Consider the following 16,656-nt stretch of genomic DNA (forward strand, 5'->3'; position numbering starts at 1 on the left):
AAACGCTAATCCCCGTCCTGAAGCGAAGTTATACCGCAGACAGTTACCTTACCGACCTGATTAAAGCCGCGTTAAACCATGCCGCAGAGCGCTTCTATTCCGATGCCCTTCACGGTCAGGAGAACAGGCTGGCTCAGCGGGTCATAAGCCTGGCGGAATCAGAAACGTCAGCCGCGTTTGTGGAGCAGATAAACAGGGCGCTCGGCGTGGATATTCAGGGGTTAATGAACCGTGAGAGTCTCGGTGATTTTTTCGACGCTGCGGTAGAGGAAAACGTCGCCCTGATACGGTCCCTGACCTCTGATTATTTTAATAATATCCAGCGGCAGGTGATGGACTCCATTCTGCGGGGTGACAGCATCACCACCCTGACGCGTAACCTGCAGTCGGTCACTGGGGCGACATACCGCAGGGCGGCGCTGATAGCGCGTGACCAGACGCTGAAGGTCACCAGCGACATTAACCGCAGGCGGCAAACCTCAGCCGGTATCAACCGGTTCCGCTGGTCTGATTCGAAGGATGCCAGGGTATCGGGCAACCCCGCAGGGAAATATCCTCGGGCAAAAATAAAATGTTTTTACATTGCCAGAAATGACGTGGGCTATGGCCCCGGCGTTTATCTCTGGTCACGCGGTGCGATGTATAACGGGGAAACCGGGCTTTACCCCGGACGTTGTCACATACACTGCAGGTGCAGTGCCATTCCCCAGATACAGGGGCTGGATTACCAATAAACCACTACAGGAAAAAACATGCGGATCACGGTAACGGATCGGCTGTCTTTCCGCGTCGATTCCCAGCGAAAAATCCTTGATAACGGATATCTCTCGGTACCCGGAAGGGTGGCGCGTACGGGCGTACAGCAGTACACCGCGCAGGAGCTGGGATTAACGGACAGGCCACCGAACGAGTTAGTAAACGTCTATCGCCCCCCGGAGGAAGTTTTTAAACCGGAGAGCCTTGCCAGTTACGACAATTCAGATATCACCCTTCAGCACCCTGATAAATTTGTCGGTTCGACAACCTACAAAGAGGTTTCTGTCGGACATGCCACCTCGGCTGGTCGCAAATTCGGTGAGTACGTTGTTGTTGATCACCTGATTAAAGATCAGGGAGCGATAGATGCCGTCAATAAAGGCACCGCTGAATTGTCTGCCGGATACAGCGCTGAATACCTGGCGCAACCTGGCATTGCCCCTTGCGGCACACCTTATGAATTTATTCAGACTGACATTCGTATAAACCACATCGCGCTGTGTGACACCGCCAGAGCGGGTCATCTTGCACGACTGTTTGATTCACAAAAACCAAAGGAGAACCAACCCATGCCACAAATCACCCTCGATAGCGGCGCAAAAGTGGAAGTGGCAGATCAGGCCACCGCCACGCTTATTCAGACCACGTTCGACAGCCTGACGAAAAAGGTCACCGACAGCGAGAAAATTATCCTCCAGCTGCGTGATGACAATGAAACGCTTGAGGCAGAAAAAGAACAGAAGGACAAAGAGATCGACAAGCTGAAGGAGGAGACCAGCGACGCGGCCATTCAGCGCCGGGTGGATCAGGTCGTCGACGCCATGAATGGAGCCCGCCTTGTGGCCGGTACAAAATTCAGCTGCGACTCAATGGATCCGATGACCATCAAACGCCAGGCGCTCGATGCCGCGGGTATCAAAAGCAAAAAATACGGCACCTGGGATAAAGCGCCGGATGCCTATGTCAACGCCTGGTTCGACGCCGAGGTGGACCGTCAGGAGGAAGAGGACGAACCTGGTGATGAAAAAGGGGAGAAAAATACCAACGATTCACATCGTCGGTTCGCGAACGACCTGAATAACTCTCTTCGCCGCAACACGGGCGATGCCAGCCAGCAACGCATTGCTGCGCGTAACACCTTCCTTGACCAGCGTTACGGTCGCAAACCAGAGGACAAAAAATAATGGCTATTGCTCAGGATTCATTCGGCATGTTTAACGGACAGGGCTATGAAGGCCAGGTCTCCACTATCGAAACCAGCAAGATTGTTTCCCGCCTGGTGGAAGAAGATTTTATTCCGTTTGGTCGCGCGGTGATCCGTGGGGTGGGTCGACGCTCCTGTGCGCCCGTGACAGCGGAAGCCGTCGCGGCTGACATCATCGGCTTTACGGTTCGCAGCATGGCGCAGGCCAGCCCGACACCGCCGAATAACGAGGGCATTTATGCCAGCGGTTACCGCCTGAACGATGTCGCTTCGGTCATGGAGGACGGCGCGATGTTCGCCCTGTATGTCGACGGCGCGGAAGCGGGTGACGTGGTGGAGGTGATTGTCGATGACGAGGAAAACCTCGGCCGCCTGACCGCGGGCGGTAACGGCGTGGAGCTGAACCTGGTGAAATGGGTGGAAGCCGTTGAGGCCGGGAAAATCGGGGAGTTTCGCGCTCATGGCCTCCTGACAGCCGGGACAAGCGATACCGGCGGCGGTACTGGTCAGTAATCAATTTTTTTGAAGGATAATAAAATGCCACATAAAGTTTTTGATACGTCCCCAACCGCTGCACTGGGTTTTCTGATGCAGCAGGCGGCACACCTCGAAGCAAAGGTGTACGAGAAAAAATACCCTCAGTATAAATATGACAAGCTGGTCCCGCTGGATGCCTCAGCACCAGACTGGACAGATGTTGTGGCGTTTCAGACCACAGATGCCCGCGGTGAGTTGCAGCTGCTGGGGCCAAACTCCACGGACGTGCCGACCGTAGATATTGCGATGGGGGTGGGCCACCATCAGATCAAAACCGCCGCGCTGGGCTACACCTACACCCTGGAGGAGATCGGGCGGGCACAGCTTTACGGCGAACCTCTGGACGCCCGTAAGGCTACCGCCGTTCGTGATGTCACCGAGCGTGGCCTGAACAAGATTTATCTGTGGGGCCGTCTTGTGGGGGAAGGTCTGTATACCAGCAAAAACGTCACCCGCGAGCTGGCAAAGACCACCCTGAAGGATTTAGTCGCCGCTATCCCTGAAAAAGGGACCCAGCCGATTATTGATTTCTTCGGCCATGCCTACAACCAGGTCTACCTGACCAACACCAATACGGTGTTTCGCCCGACAGATTTTGTCCTGCCACCGGAACAGATGCAGCTCCTGATGCGTACCATGCTCTCCACGCACAACGCCTCAAACTACACGCTGCTGATGTTCCTGCAGGAGAACTTCCGCGACATGACGTTCACGGATGACATCATGCTGTCGACTGACGTGAAGGACGATCAGGGCCAGCCGGAAGAAACGCCGCTGGATGACGATCGCCTGGTGGTGTACTGCAGGGATATGGAGGTGGTGAAAGGCCATGACACCATGCCGCTGCAGTTCCTGGCTCCGGCAACGACGGACAACGTTCACTTTAAAGTGCCTGCCATCATGCGTACGGGCGGTACCGAAATCCGCGTACCGGGTGCGCTCCATTACATCGACGGAGTGTAAGACATGCAGACTCTTATCAACTGGACTAAATCCCCTATTGTGGTGGTCGATGACGGCGGTCGCCGTATCACTCTTCAACCGGGTCAGGGAAAACCCGTTGCGGGTGATTTCAGCGATCACCCCTGGGTGAAGAATAATCGTCTGGAGGTCGCCGAGGCAAAAGTTGCATCAGCCCATACCGGGGAGGCGGATGAAGAACTGGAGACGCTGCGCCAGCAATTCGAGAACATTTTCGGCAAGCCCCCACATAAAAATGCGGGTAAGGCGAAACTCCGGCAGGAAATTGAAAAATGGCGTGACGGCGCAGACTAAAACCCACCCCTGACGGTGGGTTTTTTATTGGGAGTAATACCGATGTTTAATCAGTTTTTTGTTCCCCACGCCGTCATGCCCCGACCCGGCCGCAATTCTGTGAAGATTACCGCGCAGATTGTGGCCGACTTCCGCGCGTATATCCCCGCCTTTGCAAACGCTGACCTGTGGCCGGATGACATGGTAATCCGGGCGCTGGAAGAGGCTGATGCAGAGACGGGGCCACGCTGGGGACGGTACCGGGCAAAACCTGCCTCCATTAAGGCTAAGGGCATGTATTACTTTGCGGCGCACCGTCTGCTGATGTGGAAGCGCTCAGAGGAAGAGGAGGATGCGGGGGCGCTTTATGCGGTGTCATCAAAAAGCGTCGGGGATGAATCCACGTCCTTTGCTGTGCCTTCGGTGAGTACCGATGACCTGGTGAGGGACGGTGATTTACCCATGACCCAGCATGGTGTTGAGTTTCTGCGGCTTCGTCGTCGCGCAAGTGCGGGGCCAGCCATTGTATGAAAATCAATACCGAAGTTCGCGGCGGGGAAAAGCTGGCGAAAAAGCTGAAGGAAATACAGGACCGCCTGACCAGTAAAAAACGGGTGCTGATTGGCCTGCCGGCAGGGAGCGGTGTTTATGAGGATGGCACACCGATAGCGGTTATCGGCGCTACTCATGAGTTTGGTGGCGAAATCAATCATCCGGGAGGGACCAGCTACGGGTATGCAACGGAAGAGGATGCACGAGCCGGAAACGTCAGGTTTTTGCCCTCAGGGAAAGGCGTCATGCAACTTGGGGTGACGGGCCCACATAAAATTGTCATTCCCGAGCGTTCCTTTCTGCGTGTCCCACTTCGCCAGAACGTGGACAACATCAAAAAAGGATTTTCCTCCCTGGCTGGTATGGTCTCGCGGGGAGAAATTTCGGCGTTTCAGATGCTGGATCAGATGGGAGCCCGTGCGGCGGGCTACTGCAAGGAGGCGATTGAAACCGGAATTGCGCCTCCTAACGCGCGGTCAACGGTGAGACGTAAAGGCTCTGCCACACCGCTGATTCATACAGGTCATCTGAAAAACGCCATCACGCACGTTGTGGAGGACTGAAAATGTACGGAAACGGGCTGGACATGCGCGGTCATGTGGATTCGACGTTCAGGTCGAAACTCAAAGGAGGTATCTGGTTAATCCGCACTGATGGGGACTACAGCGGCCCTGGCGGAACGTGGCAGGAATCAGAAACGGAACGGGAGGAGCTGAAACGGGTGAATATCCAGCCTGCCCGGTGGCGGGAAGTCACTCTGCTGGCTGGTGAGGGCGGCGTCGCGGTTATCAGTGATTTCCGGACGGTGCATATTAACGACGGCAAAACCTACCTGATGCCGGACGAGAGCGGGGAGTATACCGACCAGCTGGAATTCAGTGACGGCGTCACGATGCGCCGCTGGCGGGTGATGACGGCTGACAACCGCCCGTGGCGCAGTTTCTGCCGCGCCGTTGTGCAGGTCATCCGGGAGACTGGCGCATGAAAGAAATCAGCGAGCTGCACAGCCTGCTTCAGGAGCTGGTCACCATCTGCACCGGAGTGACCTCGAAACGAATCATCCTCGCAGACCAGGGAAGGGCACCGCCAAAGGGGGCGGGATTGTATGCCACCTACAACCCGCTGCCGATACGGGCCTACGGGCAACCTTCACAGCGCCTTGAGTACACTGATGCACTGGAAGAGTATGACGAGTCCCTTGGCGAAAACTGGCAGGATCTGGAAGAAATCACCGCCTCATCGATGGAAATGATGCTGTCGGTGAACTTCTTCAATGAGGGGGCATCGCAGGCAGCGATGATGCTGCATAACGCGAATTTCCGCTCACATGTCAGTGATTTTCTGTTTCTCAACAAGCTGGGTTTTCGTTACGTCAGTAATCCCCGCAACCTCAGCACTCATTTTCAGTCGGGTATCCAGCCGCGCTGGCAGGCCGACATTCATCTTTTTGTAGAACACGAGGTCAGCGGCAAAGTGTTACGCGCCGCTGGCTTCTCGATCGAACATTTCATAGAGGGGTAAGGCCTGATGGCGTACTCAGTAGATAACATTATTCCGGTCAATGTGATTATCGGCGCGGCAGGGCTGGGCTATGCCGATTTTACGTCTGCTTTTGTCTTCGCGGATGCCGCCGATTTGCGACCGCCTCCGCTTGAACCGGGCATCCTGACGGAGAAAAAGAAGAGAATTAAAACGCAGTCCGGCAAAAGCCTCCTTCCCGAGTCCGTGCCGAAAACGGCCCGTGGCGAGACTTTCCCCGTTGATACCTTCCGGGATTATTCCGGCGTCACCGAAGTAGGCGAGGACTTTTCCATCGACTCGGATATTTACCTTATCGCCACCCGCTTTTTTGCGCAGATCCCCCGACCGCCGTCACTCTCCGTCTGGATGAAGAAACCAGAAGATGAAAATCTTATCGAGACGGTGAATAAGGCGAACGAAGCGGCCTGGCGTTACAACTACTTCTTTAAAACAGCAGATTTCACAGAAGAAAACCTGCTGGTACTGAGCGACTGGAGCGACAACACCGGGCATCCGGTCTGGTATACCAGCACGTCTGCCGAAACCATCGACCAGGCCGTGACCGACGACATTGTTTCCCGCCTGGCGAAAAAGGGTAACCGTCACATGCTGGTCGGCTGGCGGGCACCTGAGGCCGTGGAGCCTGACCCGTCACAGGCTCACACGATGGTTCAGGTTGCGGCCACCTTCGCTAAATTCCGTCCTAACGGCCTCAATACGGCTATCACGGCGGAATATCAGGTGTTACCAGGCGTGGATGGTGATGAGCTGAAAACCCGCCACTACAACGCGCTGAAGGCGAAAAAAGCGGTGTTCTTCACACCCATTGAGCTGGCAGGTCAGAAAGATACCAGCCGCGTCATCAACAGCGTATCGATGTCCTCCTACGGTGAGTTCATTGATGACGTGATCAACATCGATGTGCTGAAGAATCACCTGCAGGTGGATGGTTACAACCATATCGCCAACGTTGGTACCAAACGCCCGCTGACCCCGAAAGGCTACGCGGGTCTTCTGAACGTGCTGAATGACACCCTCAAGCGTTTTTATAACAACGGGGTGCTGGGAGAAGGGATGTATGTCGATGAGGTCACAGGGGCTGAGAAAACCGCCAAATTTGGCTACATCGTGCTTTCTGTGCCTGAAGATGTGCTGAAGCTGACCCCGGCCCAGCGCAAAAAGCGTGAATTCCCGCCGACAAAAATTCTCGTCATCCTGGCGCGTGCGGGGCATATCGCCGAACTGAATGTAACTGTGGAGTAATGGACTGTGACAATGAAAAACTACGGCGCCAGCCACGCCGATTTGACCATTAACGGGCTGCCGATTGACGAGTTCGGGGACAGTGACCCGCCGATTACGATTGAGGATATCGATCCGCGTGCCACGCTCAAGCGCGGGATAGGTAAAACATCGGTTCGTCTGGACGGGCCGACACGGCCCAAGCGACTGACCGTCAGCCTGATGCCGGGATGTGACCAGGTTCGCCAGCTGATCGCTATTGAGAAGTCAGGCGTGGATTTCTTTTTCACCTTCCGGCAGCGCGGTACGGACGAAACTGTTTCGGCCTTTGACGGGGTGCTGACGCAGCGCGGGAGTCTGACGCGTGGCGGTAAACAGAGCGCCAGCGATGAAACGTTCACCTTTGAGTTTGCAGACAGCGAGGAAACATAATGGGTAAGGGTACTGGTATTCACATCGTGCTGGATACATCTCGTCTGGAAAAGAAAATCGCCTATCTGAATCTGCTGTTGGACGAGCATGGCGTATTGCATCAGGCCCGGGGCATAGCGACAGATCGGCTTATAAAGGATTTTGTTTTTACTCAATGCTCTGCACAGGAAGGGAAAGATGGGGTACTGGAGTTAAAACAAACCGTCGATTTTGGACAAAATTTTAATGACGTGGTGGCCAGCCTGCTAAATGTTAATCGATAAGAAAAGATAAAAAAGGAACGAAAATGACTCAGAACTACCCGGCTGTAAAATTACAAAGTGCGGTCATGTACCATACGGGGATCATGCTCTATGCCGACATGCAGGAGGATTTTTGGCTGAAACTGGGGCACGGGCTCGGTTGGGGGCGATTTACTGGTCTTCATGCAGGGAATGGGTTTAAGGTGGAGGGCGTCACACTTTTCCAGCTTGCGGAAATTAGACCTGAATCGGAAAAGGCACCCGACATCGTGCATGAAAGTGATTTGCTATGGGATGCCCGCGCAGCCATGGATGTTGAGATCCAGGACTGTTATTTAAAGAATGAATATCGTGTTGAAAAGCTTACTCCTTCAGGGAGCGTGCTATCTTCAAACCAGAGTCCATCAGAACAACGTGCGAGGCTCCTTGCTCCCCAAGGGGAATAAGCTCTTCAATCAGACCGATGTATCCCTGCCTCTGCAACCACAGAAGATGCGTCATCATCAACTTTTTATCTCCGGCTATTTTCTCCAGTGTGGGGTCATTGGTTTTGATGTAACCGTAAATGGCTTCCTTTCCATGGCGGTTTAGCAACAGCAGAAGTATCTCGCGGGTGATTCTGGTATCGATTTCCATAAAACTCCTTTTTTTTATTTTTCAGTTACCCGGCACGGCAATGCCGGGTGCTGAGAACAGCAGCACAACTTTATTCAACATGAGGTAAATAAATGGCTCGTAGAATTGAAATTCAGATTGATAACGAAACTTATGTGGGTGATACCGCTCCGGCGCGTGATCAGGTTGAGATGTTGAATATTGCGTCACGCTACAATTTGCTGCCAATAGTTCGTGACGATATGGGCGATATGGGAGCTGTGGCAGTGGTTGCCACGTTGGATATGCCTCTGATAGAACGCCTTAAAAAACTTGGGGTGGCAGGAGGCAGCGTAATTCGCAGCTCTGATAGAGTCCCTGTCTCAGAAAACCTCTTTCAGGATGAACCTCATTTATTCCTGCTTTTAATAGCCAAAGTACTGAAGGAGAACATCGGCCCTTTTTGGCAATTAAGCAAGAAAGAGCCAAACCCCGAACCGGAAGCGACGGACAAGAAGCCAGAGTTGACTGGTTCCTCTGGCGGCCATGCACGGGAATAGGAAATCTCTGTCCGCCATTAGCAGCATGGTCTGACATGACAGACGGCACCTATTCGATTGAAGAAGTCCAGATGATGCATGATGCTATGGACGACTTAATAGATGCTGCCGATAAAGCAAAATCGGAAAAATAATGTGACCATTCTGAATCGCCCGCACATGCTTACCGTTTATTATCCTTTTTTTACTTAATGAAAGGGAACGGTATGTTTTATATAACAATATTAGTATGTGCGCTTGTCGGTGCTATGACACATGGGCCGGTCGGAGTTTTAGCGGGTGCTGTTATTGGTTTTTTGATAGCAAAAATTGATGGAGTAATTGTAGCTATCGGTAAAACAGACGAGCCCATATCCTATGATCTATTTGTTAAAAGGGCAGTAATAATGATCTGTATTTGTATCGGTTACGGCATCTATAAGGCTGCTACACAGTAACAGTAATGATGAACCCGCTTAATATGCGGGTTTTTTATGAGGTAATTATGGCACAGGGTAATACAGAAGTTATTGATAGCTTGCTTGTATCCTTAGGGCTTGATGTCGACAAAAAAACCTTCAGTGCGGGAATGGACTCACTTAAAGGGTTAAAGTCCGCAGCCTTACAGTTGGGAACAATGGCAGGTGTTGCTGCATCTTTTGATGCATTAACACGTGGTGTGGCAACGACAACAAATGAACTGGTTCGGTTATCAAAAAATACTAAGTTCTCAATTTCTCAAATAGACCTTCTTAGATTTGCACTGGATAGAGTGGGGGCGGGGGCTGATAACGCTTTCGGTATTGTTCAAAAGATTACAGCTCTGCAACAGGATGTACAAGAAGGGCGGATTCCGGAAAAAGCATATTGGGGTGGGATTTTTGATCCAGAACATTTTCGCAACTTGTCGGGAATTGATGCAATCAATTATCTTGCGGGTTCCTACGAGCAAATGAACAGCGATCAAATGCGATGGATACGCGATAGTGTTGGTGGGGACGAGAATTCACCGCTTATACGTCTGTTGGAGGGAGGGTCATCTGGGCTTCAGAAGGCAATGGCGGAGTTTGTTAAAAGTTACCGCCAGCCCAGCAATGATTTGATTGATTCTTCGCAAGAATTCCAGGAGCAACTGGCATTGCTTAAACTCAATTTTGACGATTTAAGTAAGGCTGTAGGCGGTCCATTACTGAAAAACCTGAATGACCTTCTTGATACCTCCAATAAGTTTTACAGAAACAACCGCGACTGGTTTGATCTCGCAGCCACAGGGGAGTGGCACGACTGGCTGATGAAACCAGCAGAGGAGTACGGAAAACAGTTTAGAGGGTGGTTAAAAGGTATTTTTGCTGACACAGGAAAACCTATTGCTGCCAATAACGCTGCCGTGAGCGGAACACTTTCAGGCTATACATCAAGTTATTTAAATAGCGCAATGAATGTTTATCCCTCCATGTTTGATGCGGCAACAGACCAGACGCCAGATAAGAATGGCAGAGAGTTTCTCGATCTTATTTCTAAGGCGGAAGGAACGGATAAATACGCGAACAAGGGATACAACACACTTTTCGGTGGGGGGCAATTTGCTGATTTCTCGGATCACCCGCGCCAGTATTTTAATCACAATGGTACCCGCACCTCTGCTGCCGGACGTTATCAAATCACGGCGCAGTCATGGGATGATGCTGTCAGGGCACTTGGCCCGATGGATTTCTCTCCTGAGAATCAGGATAAGGTAGCTTTATGGCTGGCCCGACGCGCAGGGCAGGCAGAAAACATCCGTAATGGTAATTTTAAGGAGGCAGCCAAAGCCCTTCGTCCGGTGTGGACAGGGTTGAACTCTTCTGCCGGTCAGAATGCCCTCTCGGGATATAACGCGACAGCAAACACCATTCCAAGATCCAGTGAAATGTCTGGTCGTGGCGGTTCCCCTACCATCACTACAAATAACAATATTGTGGTTAATGCTAATGGCACCAATGGTGATGAAATTGGCGATATCGTCTTTGGTCGAGTCTCTGAGGCCACACAACAAGCTGTGGCCCATCTATCAACGGATAAATTCTGATGGCTATAACAGGACTGTTTACACGAAACAGGCCGCGGATTGGGAACCTCTATTTCGATGCCCTGCTGAGGGAAAGTACCGAATTGCGTACTGACGTGAGTGATTTCCCACTTGAAACAGCTGAAACCGCTCAGGACAACGCCGTCACCCGCGCGCTGAATATCACAATGGAAATCGGAATATCGGATAACTGGTTTCGCGGCCTGATTGCTCAACAGGAAGAACTGGCTCAACCGCTGGTCGACATAGGCGGGGGACTTACGGCTGGTATGGCCGTATCACTGTTATCGGGGCGGACGGCGGCGCTTTCTGGTATTGCCGCCAGTGTGGGGCTTGCGGTTTTCCAGAACAGCCAGGGAACAACGCGGTCGCAGAGCTTGCTTGATCAGCTGCGCACAATTCAACGCAGTCATGAAACCTTCGACCTCATCGCCAGCAAAGGGGCGTCTTACCGAAATTGTCTCATCACTAATACCCGGACCGAGACCGATAAGGAAAGCGAAGGCGGGTTGATCATTGTCGTGGAAATTCAGCAGTTGACCATTATTCACGATACCGTAGCAGAGACAAACGCCAATTTACCCTGGGGTGACAGTGTTACCACGCAAGGACAGGCTGAATTCGCTGGCGGGGAGGTTGTTACTGAGTTTGTGGAGGTTGCATGATCGTCATTCCTCTTTCCAGCGGTTATGCATTCCAGCGTTTCCGTATCCAGCTCGGATCGCATTACCTGGTGTTCAGGCTCCGCTGGCTCACACGGTTTGAATACTTTTGCGTGGATATTCTTGAAAATGGTAACCCCGTGGTATTAGGGCGAGCGCTTCACCCTGACGTGAATTTGCTGGCTGGGCTGAATACTGATATCGGGGCGCTATATCTGCGCGGTGACAGTCCGACCGTCAGCAATCTTGGGGTAAATAACAAACTGGAATGGATCGCTGATGAGTAGATTGTTTGAGCGTAACTACCTGCTTGAGATAACCACTACCAGCGGGGAAAAACTAACCTATGCGCCACCCATCGAAACCCGCTTTCTCGTTGATAATTTTCCTCAACATGTCAATGCAACAGCGGGTATTACTGTTTACGGTATTTCTTCCCGTGCGCGTGAACTGATACAGCTGCGGGATGATAAGAAAAACAGTTATGGAACTATTACCCTGAAAGCCGGATATGGTGAGGATATTGGCATCATTTTTACGGGACGTATCAACAATGTTCAGGTTGCGAAGGATGGAGTAAATACCTGCATAAAACTCTACTGTACGGCAACATCAACGGAGTGGGATGCATCCTCCTACAAAACATGGGGGGATAACACGCCCTATAAGGATGTAATCCGGGATATTGCTGAAGGGCTAGGGGCTCCTGTTGAATTTGTCGGTGATTTTTCGGATCTCCCCGTTCTTATCAGGGGGCGTAATGCCGGAGGCAAGCTATGCCGCGTCTTGCTGGACGAGCTGAAACAATTCTTCCGTTTCTGGTGGCTTCATACGCCGACCCGCACGCTCATCATACGCGAAGGTGCTGCGCGTGAGTGGGTGGAGCATGACATATCAGCGTTAAACGGTATGGAAGGCGCACCGCGCTGGTATGCGAGTTCTCTGGAAGTGGATGTAAAACTGAATTATCAACTGCAGCCCGCAGATGTAATGAACGTCACCTCCCGCTTCTGGACTCTGAATTTCAGTCTCGCCTATTTTTCTGATCTACAGGACCTGGCTGGAAAACAGCGGCGTACAGGGAAGTTCACCATTCTCAGAACAACCCATGAAGGGACTTTGTGGGGGAATACCTGGAAAACAACAGCCATTTGTTTATGGCGGGGGAACTGATTTTGAAGGACTCCAATCCATTTCTAACGATGGTAATGCAGTTGCGGTCACAGCTCATGTGGGATCTGATGTTCTGCTTACCCGGAAAAGTTACGGGATATGATCCAGACCTTCAGCGTGCGATTGTGGAAATAGGCATTCAGCGGCATGAAGGAGGGGGAGTATTTAACACCCTCCCTGAAGTCCAGCATGTGCCGGTACAGTTTTCCGGTACCGCCGACTGGATAGTGTTCCATGAGCTGCCGGCAGGGACTGAAGGTTTAATCCACTTTTCGCAGCGTTCCGTAGATTACTGGCTCGAGCAGGGCGGGCCTGTGCGCCCTCTGGATGCCCGCATGTTTGATGCGACCGATGCTTTTTTTGCACCGGGTTACCGCTCCCGCGCCACCTGTATTTCTGGACTGCCGACAGAAGGTATTGGCATGAGCAACGCCAGCGGCTCCGTGCGGCTACATCTCGCCGATGACGGGATAAACCTCAGTGTCGGAGGGCAGACACTTTCCCTGTCGTCTGAGGGGCTTAAACACAACGGGAAGAATATCGGCTCAACGCATAAACATGGAGGGGTTGAGCCAGGCGGTAGTAAGACGAAAGAGCCGGAATAATTCAGGAGAAAACCATGATCCGCAATTTTTCAGGCGGCGATATCGTGACAAGTGGCGAGCACTTCGTTACCGGAAAAGAAGAAACCCGACAGGCCTGCATTTGCAGGCTTCGTCTTTTTCTGGGGGAGTATTTTCTCGATGCCACCGACGGTACGCCGTGGTTTCAGAGCATCCTCGGGAAGTCCTCACGCGATATCGCCGAGGCCAACATCAAACAGCGCATTCTTTCCACGAGGGGCGTCATGGCGATTAACACATTCGATATGGACAGCGACACCAGAAAACGCAAATTCACCATCAGGACCACGCTGACGGATATCAACAACGAACAGTTCGAATTCCTGTATGAAAAGGATCTGTAATGGCTGAAATCACAAAAGACGGGGCAACAGGAACAACACTCCAGGAATATAAAGACCTCGTCACAGAGAAGTATCTCGGCATCGACAGCGGCTGGAATATCGACCCGGAAACGCCTGATGGGCTGGCGATTGCTGTCTGGTGTGAATTGCTGGCTAACCTCGATGAAGAGGTGATTAACGCTTATCACGCCGCTGACCCGAACGCGGCACAGGGGCAACAGCTCGACCGCATTGCGGCGTTTGCAGGTTTACAGCGCCAGCCGGAGAGTTTTTCCACAGATGTGGTTGAGTTTGAGGGTGACGGGCTGATCGAAATACCGGCCGGGGTGACGGTGCGCCACCGTCTCACCGGAACCCTCTGGGCGACTGACGCGACTGTCATCACCGACACGGGCGGGAAAGCGTCGGTCAGCGTCACCTGCACAACTGCAGGGCCGGAGGGAGCCAATCCCGGCACGCTGACCATCATCGCTTCCCCTGTGCCACGCATACGCGCAGTGAAAAACACGCAGGGCGCCAGCCTGGGAAAGGCAGAGGAGAGCGATAACGCCTTTCGGGTGCGACGTAACTATTCCGTCGCGCTGCCGGGAAATAATCAGATCGACAACATCAAAGCCGCGCTGGATAACGTGACGGGCGTTAAGCAGACCCTGGTTCATGAGAATGAAGAAAGCGAGCCCGACGAGCACGGCGTGTACGGGCACTCGATGGCGATATTTATCGACGGGGGCGAGACTGACGATATCGTTCTGGCGATGGCCACACATAAAAATCCGGGCTGCGGCCTGAACCGCTACAACACGTTCCCCAACAAAATCAGCGTGGACACGTTTACGCCGAAAGGCCAGCCCGTGAACATCACGTTCTACCGGCCCGAGTACGTGGCGATTTATGTCCAGGTTGATATCAAAACCAGCACGCTGGGGGAGGACGATAAACAGAAGATTAAAGAGGCCATTGTGGATTACACGCTGGTCGGCTTTGACGAAACCACGGGGTTTGCGAAGCAGGGTTTTCGTATTGGCGAAGCGCTGGCCGCGGGACGGCTCTATACGCCGTCGAACTACTTTGTCGGAGCTGATGATTACGTGAGTAACATTGCTCTCGGTACCGAACCCAGCGAGGTGAATCAGGGGGTTATTCCGGTGAAGTTTAATCAGCTGGGTGTGTTCAGCGTGGAGAATATAGCGGTCAATTATGTCTGAGTTCAGCGACAAGGCGAAAAGCCGGATTTACTGGCAATACAAAAATGCCCCGAAACTTATCGAATGGATTATGTCTCTTCCGGATGTGGCTCAGGGCAGAATCGTGGAGCAGGTGGCGAAGGTTCGCAACATTCTGGACATCGATAATGCGGAGGGGGAGCAGCTCAATATTTGTGGCCGCATAGCGGGGTATCGGAAACGGCCAGTGGGAAAGTTCGTGCCGGGTTGTGAAGTGGCCGAAGTGGATGATGTCCTGTACCGCAAAATGATTAAGGCCAAAATCTGCAAAAATAACGGCATTGCCACGATTGACGATGTGAAAGCCGCTGCGGATTACATTCTCGATGTCAGTACGACTGTCCTTGACGGTCAGGACATGACGATGCGCCTGGTGTGGAAAGAGGACACCGTCAGCATCGCCGTACAGAAACTGGTTGAGGAATATGATCTGATACCCCGTCCCCAGGGTGTCGGCATGCGAAAACATCGCGTGATAAAACGTAAGCCATTTGGTTTCGGGCCGCATTTCAGCAATTTCGGCAACGCGCCGTTCTGGTACGGCGATGGCACGCCTCCGGTGCATTACTACGGCTCGATAAAACTGGTCAGGCGTAAAAACGTGGTGGCGGGAAAAATCATCATTGATGATGTTGATGTCGCCGACCAGGACGTTGCCATCATTATTACTCACGCCAACGGCAACCAGACGGTGCGCTATGTGGTCACGGACAGCCAGGGCCGGTTCGCCATCGGTGGTCTTCCGGTTCCTTCTGTCATTGTTGCCCGCGTGATGCTCGTCTTACCCACCTGCAACGTTCTTGAACTCGGGTCAGAACCGCTTTCAGTTTCCTGAAGTAACGGAGTCATTATGACAAATACAAAAATGCCTGAGCGCAGGGTGCGGTCGGGAGGTTCAGCCACGTCTGTACGTCGTCAAAGAAGGGTGCGACTTACTGATGAGGGCGTCAAAATTTCCGACCTTCCGGAGGCCACCCGCCTGCTTGCAGGTGAGGTTTTCCCGGTGGTGCAGGACGGCGAGACGCGCAAGGCTTCGCTGGAGCAGGTGCGGGAACTGATCCCGGAAGGTGAAGAGGGAGCCAGCGCGTATGAAGTCTGGCTGGATGAAGGTTACGAAGGAACCGAAGCTGATTTTCTTGAATGGCTTCAGGGCGAGGACGGCCAGGACGGAAAGGATGGAGAGGCCGGAAGCAACGGACAGAGCGCCTATGAAATCTGGCTGGCGCAGGGCAATGAAGGCAGTGAACAGGAGTTTCTTGCGTCTCTCCAGGGGGCGCCGGGGGCTGACGGGAATGATGGGAATGATGGAGAACAGGGAGAAAATGGCCGTTCTGCGTATCAGTCCTGGCTGGAGGCGGGAAACGTGGGTTCCGAGGCGAATTTTCTCGCATCCCTGAAGGGGGAACCCGGTGAGCCAGGCGACGCCGCGCCGATGGTGCTTATCAGGCCAGTGGAAGGGGAGGTAACCACCCCGGCATCCGAATACGACGGCACCATTTTTATCGGACACGGTGCCGCGCACCAGGGTTTACCGATTATTGATGACGGCGACAACCGCAGCGGTTCGATTGCCATTGGCATGGGGGCCGCTGCGGACGTTGTGGCAACCGTGGTGGGGCGTAATGCCCGCGGCACCGGCAATCATGGCGTTTCCGTTGGTACCGAAGCGTCTTCCACTACCGTTAAGGCC

General features: G+C 52.9%; 23 protein-coding genes and 1 pseudogene. All 24 read left to right on the plus strand.

What is annotated here, in order from left to right; translation table 11 throughout:
• Positions 1 to 17 precede the first annotated feature (17 nt).
• Positions 18 to 734 (plus strand): phage head morphogenesis protein, encoded by a 717-nt coding sequence (locus tag EKN38_RS13010; RefSeq protein WP_409449468.1) that lies wholly within the window; start codon positions 18 to 20, stop codon positions 732 to 734.
• Between the two features lie 18 nt (positions 735 to 752).
• On the plus strand, positions 753 to 1,940 hold the full coding sequence (locus EKN38_RS13015; RefSeq protein WP_126522177.1) for a DUF2213 domain-containing protein: 1,188 nt from the start codon (positions 753 to 755) through the stop codon (positions 1,938 to 1,940).
• Entirely contained in the window at positions 1,940 to 2,473 is a 534-nt protein-coding gene (locus tag EKN38_RS13020; RefSeq protein WP_126522179.1) for a hypothetical protein, read from the plus strand. The genes EKN38_RS13015 and EKN38_RS13020 overlap by 1 nt, the downstream gene beginning before the upstream one ends.
• Before the next feature lie 24 nt (positions 2,474 to 2,497).
• A complete protein-coding gene (locus EKN38_RS13025; protein ID WP_126522181.1) occupies positions 2,498 to 3,460 on the plus strand; it encodes a major capsid family protein in 963 nt (320 codons plus the stop codon).
• Between the two features lie 3 nt (positions 3,461 to 3,463).
• The gene (locus EKN38_RS13030) at positions 3,464 to 3,772 is read left to right on the plus strand and encodes a hypothetical protein (RefSeq protein ID WP_126522183.1); all 309 of its coding nucleotides are present in this window, start codon (positions 3,464 to 3,466) and stop codon (positions 3,770 to 3,772) included.
• A 42-nt stretch (positions 3,773 to 3,814) separates the two neighbouring features.
• Positions 3,815 to 4,282: a DUF4054 domain-containing protein gene (locus EKN38_RS13035; protein WP_260480555.1), complete on the plus strand. Its 468-nt coding sequence runs from the start codon at positions 3,815 to 3,817 to the stop codon at positions 4,280 to 4,282.
• Positions 4,279 to 4,866 (plus strand): hypothetical protein, encoded by a 588-nt coding sequence (locus EKN38_RS13040; protein ID WP_126522185.1) that lies wholly within the window; start codon positions 4,279 to 4,281, stop codon positions 4,864 to 4,866. Before EKN38_RS13035 ends, EKN38_RS13040 begins: the two co-directional genes overlap by 4 nt.
• 2 nt (positions 4,867 to 4,868) lie before the next feature.
• Positions 4,869 to 5,288 carry a hypothetical protein gene (locus EKN38_RS13045; protein ID WP_126522186.1) on the plus strand — a complete coding sequence of 140 codons (420 nt, stop codon included), beginning with the start codon at positions 4,869 to 4,871 and terminating at the stop codon, positions 5,286 to 5,288.
• Positions 5,285 to 5,824: an LIC_12616 family protein gene (locus EKN38_RS13050; protein WP_126522188.1), complete on the plus strand. Its 540-nt coding sequence runs from the start codon at positions 5,285 to 5,287 to the stop codon at positions 5,822 to 5,824. The genes EKN38_RS13045 and EKN38_RS13050 overlap by 4 nt, the downstream gene beginning before the upstream one ends.
• A 6-nt stretch (positions 5,825 to 5,830) precedes the next feature.
• Positions 5,831 to 7,087: a DUF3383 family protein gene (locus EKN38_RS13055; RefSeq protein WP_126522191.1), complete on the plus strand. Its 1,257-nt coding sequence runs from the start codon at positions 5,831 to 5,833 to the stop codon at positions 7,085 to 7,087.
• Between the two features lie 12 nt (positions 7,088 to 7,099).
• A complete protein-coding gene (locus EKN38_RS13060; protein ID WP_260480556.1) occupies positions 7,100 to 7,498 on the plus strand; it encodes a hypothetical protein in 399 nt (132 codons plus the stop codon).
• Positions 7,498 to 7,761 carry a hypothetical protein gene (locus EKN38_RS13065; RefSeq protein ID WP_126522195.1) on the plus strand — a complete coding sequence of 88 codons (264 nt, stop codon included), beginning with the start codon at positions 7,498 to 7,500 and terminating at the stop codon, positions 7,759 to 7,761. The genes EKN38_RS13060 and EKN38_RS13065 overlap by 1 nt, the downstream gene beginning before the upstream one ends.
• 23 nt (positions 7,762 to 7,784) lie before the next feature.
• Complete coding sequence (locus EKN38_RS13070) at positions 7,785 to 8,186, plus strand: hypothetical protein (RefSeq protein ID WP_126522197.1); 402 nt, start codon at positions 7,785 to 7,787, stop codon at positions 8,184 to 8,186.
• 282 nt (positions 8,187 to 8,468) lie between these two features.
• Positions 8,469 to 8,894 carry a hypothetical protein gene (locus EKN38_RS13075; RefSeq protein ID WP_185812848.1) on the plus strand — a complete coding sequence of 142 codons (426 nt, stop codon included), beginning with the start codon at positions 8,469 to 8,471 and terminating at the stop codon, positions 8,892 to 8,894.
• Between the two features lie 206 nt (positions 8,895 to 9,100).
• Positions 9,101 to 9,331 (plus strand): hypothetical protein, encoded by a 231-nt coding sequence (locus EKN38_RS13085; protein ID WP_126522201.1) that lies wholly within the window; start codon positions 9,101 to 9,103, stop codon positions 9,329 to 9,331.
• A gap of 5 nt (positions 9,332 to 9,336) precedes the next feature.
• On the plus strand, positions 9,337 to 10,941 hold the full coding sequence (locus EKN38_RS13090; RefSeq protein ID WP_126522203.1) for a glycoside hydrolase family 104 protein: 1,605 nt from the start codon (positions 9,337 to 9,339) through the stop codon (positions 10,939 to 10,941).
• Complete coding sequence (locus EKN38_RS13095) at positions 10,941 to 11,606, plus strand: phage baseplate protein (protein ID WP_126522205.1); 666 nt, start codon at positions 10,941 to 10,943, stop codon at positions 11,604 to 11,606. Before EKN38_RS13090 ends, EKN38_RS13095 begins: the two co-directional genes overlap by 1 nt.
• Positions 11,603 to 11,890: a phage baseplate plug protein gene (locus EKN38_RS13100; RefSeq protein ID WP_126522207.1), complete on the plus strand. Its 288-nt coding sequence runs from the start codon at positions 11,603 to 11,605 to the stop codon at positions 11,888 to 11,890. The genes EKN38_RS13095 and EKN38_RS13100 overlap by 4 nt, the downstream gene beginning before the upstream one ends.
• Positions 11,883 to 12,776, plus strand: a complete 894-nt coding sequence (locus EKN38_RS13105; RefSeq protein ID WP_126522209.1) for a hypothetical protein — start codon at positions 11,883 to 11,885, stop codon at positions 12,774 to 12,776. The genes EKN38_RS13100 and EKN38_RS13105 overlap by 8 nt, the downstream gene beginning before the upstream one ends.
• Positions 12,725 to 13,381 carry a Gp138 family membrane-puncturing spike protein gene (locus tag EKN38_RS13110; RefSeq protein WP_260480557.1) on the plus strand — a complete coding sequence of 219 codons (657 nt, stop codon included), beginning with the start codon at positions 12,725 to 12,727 and terminating at the stop codon, positions 13,379 to 13,381. Before EKN38_RS13105 ends, EKN38_RS13110 begins: the two co-directional genes overlap by 52 nt.
• Positions 13,382 to 13,395: 14 nt before the next feature.
• The gene (locus EKN38_RS13115) at positions 13,396 to 13,743 is read left to right on the plus strand and encodes a hypothetical protein (RefSeq protein ID WP_126522213.1); all 348 of its coding nucleotides are present in this window, start codon (positions 13,396 to 13,398) and stop codon (positions 13,741 to 13,743) included.
• A complete protein-coding gene (locus tag EKN38_RS13120; RefSeq protein WP_126522215.1) occupies positions 13,743 to 14,948 on the plus strand; it encodes a baseplate J/gp47 family protein in 1,206 nt (401 codons plus the stop codon). Before EKN38_RS13115 ends, EKN38_RS13120 begins: the two co-directional genes overlap by 1 nt.
• Positions 14,941 to 15,801, plus strand: coding sequence for a DUF2612 domain-containing protein (locus EKN38_RS13125; RefSeq protein WP_126522218.1), 861 nt, complete (start codon positions 14,941 to 14,943; stop codon positions 15,799 to 15,801). The genes EKN38_RS13120 and EKN38_RS13125 overlap by 8 nt, the downstream gene beginning before the upstream one ends.
• Before the next feature lie 90 nt (positions 15,802 to 15,891).
• Positions 15,892 to 16,656, plus strand: a pseudogene (locus tag EKN38_RS13130) (hypothetical protein); the annotation flags it as partial.

This window comes from Enterobacter sp. WCHEn045836, from assembly GCF_003965585.1.
In the GTDB taxonomy this organism is placed as follows: domain Bacteria; phylum Pseudomonadota; class Gammaproteobacteria; order Enterobacterales; family Enterobacteriaceae; genus Enterobacter; species Enterobacter dissolvens.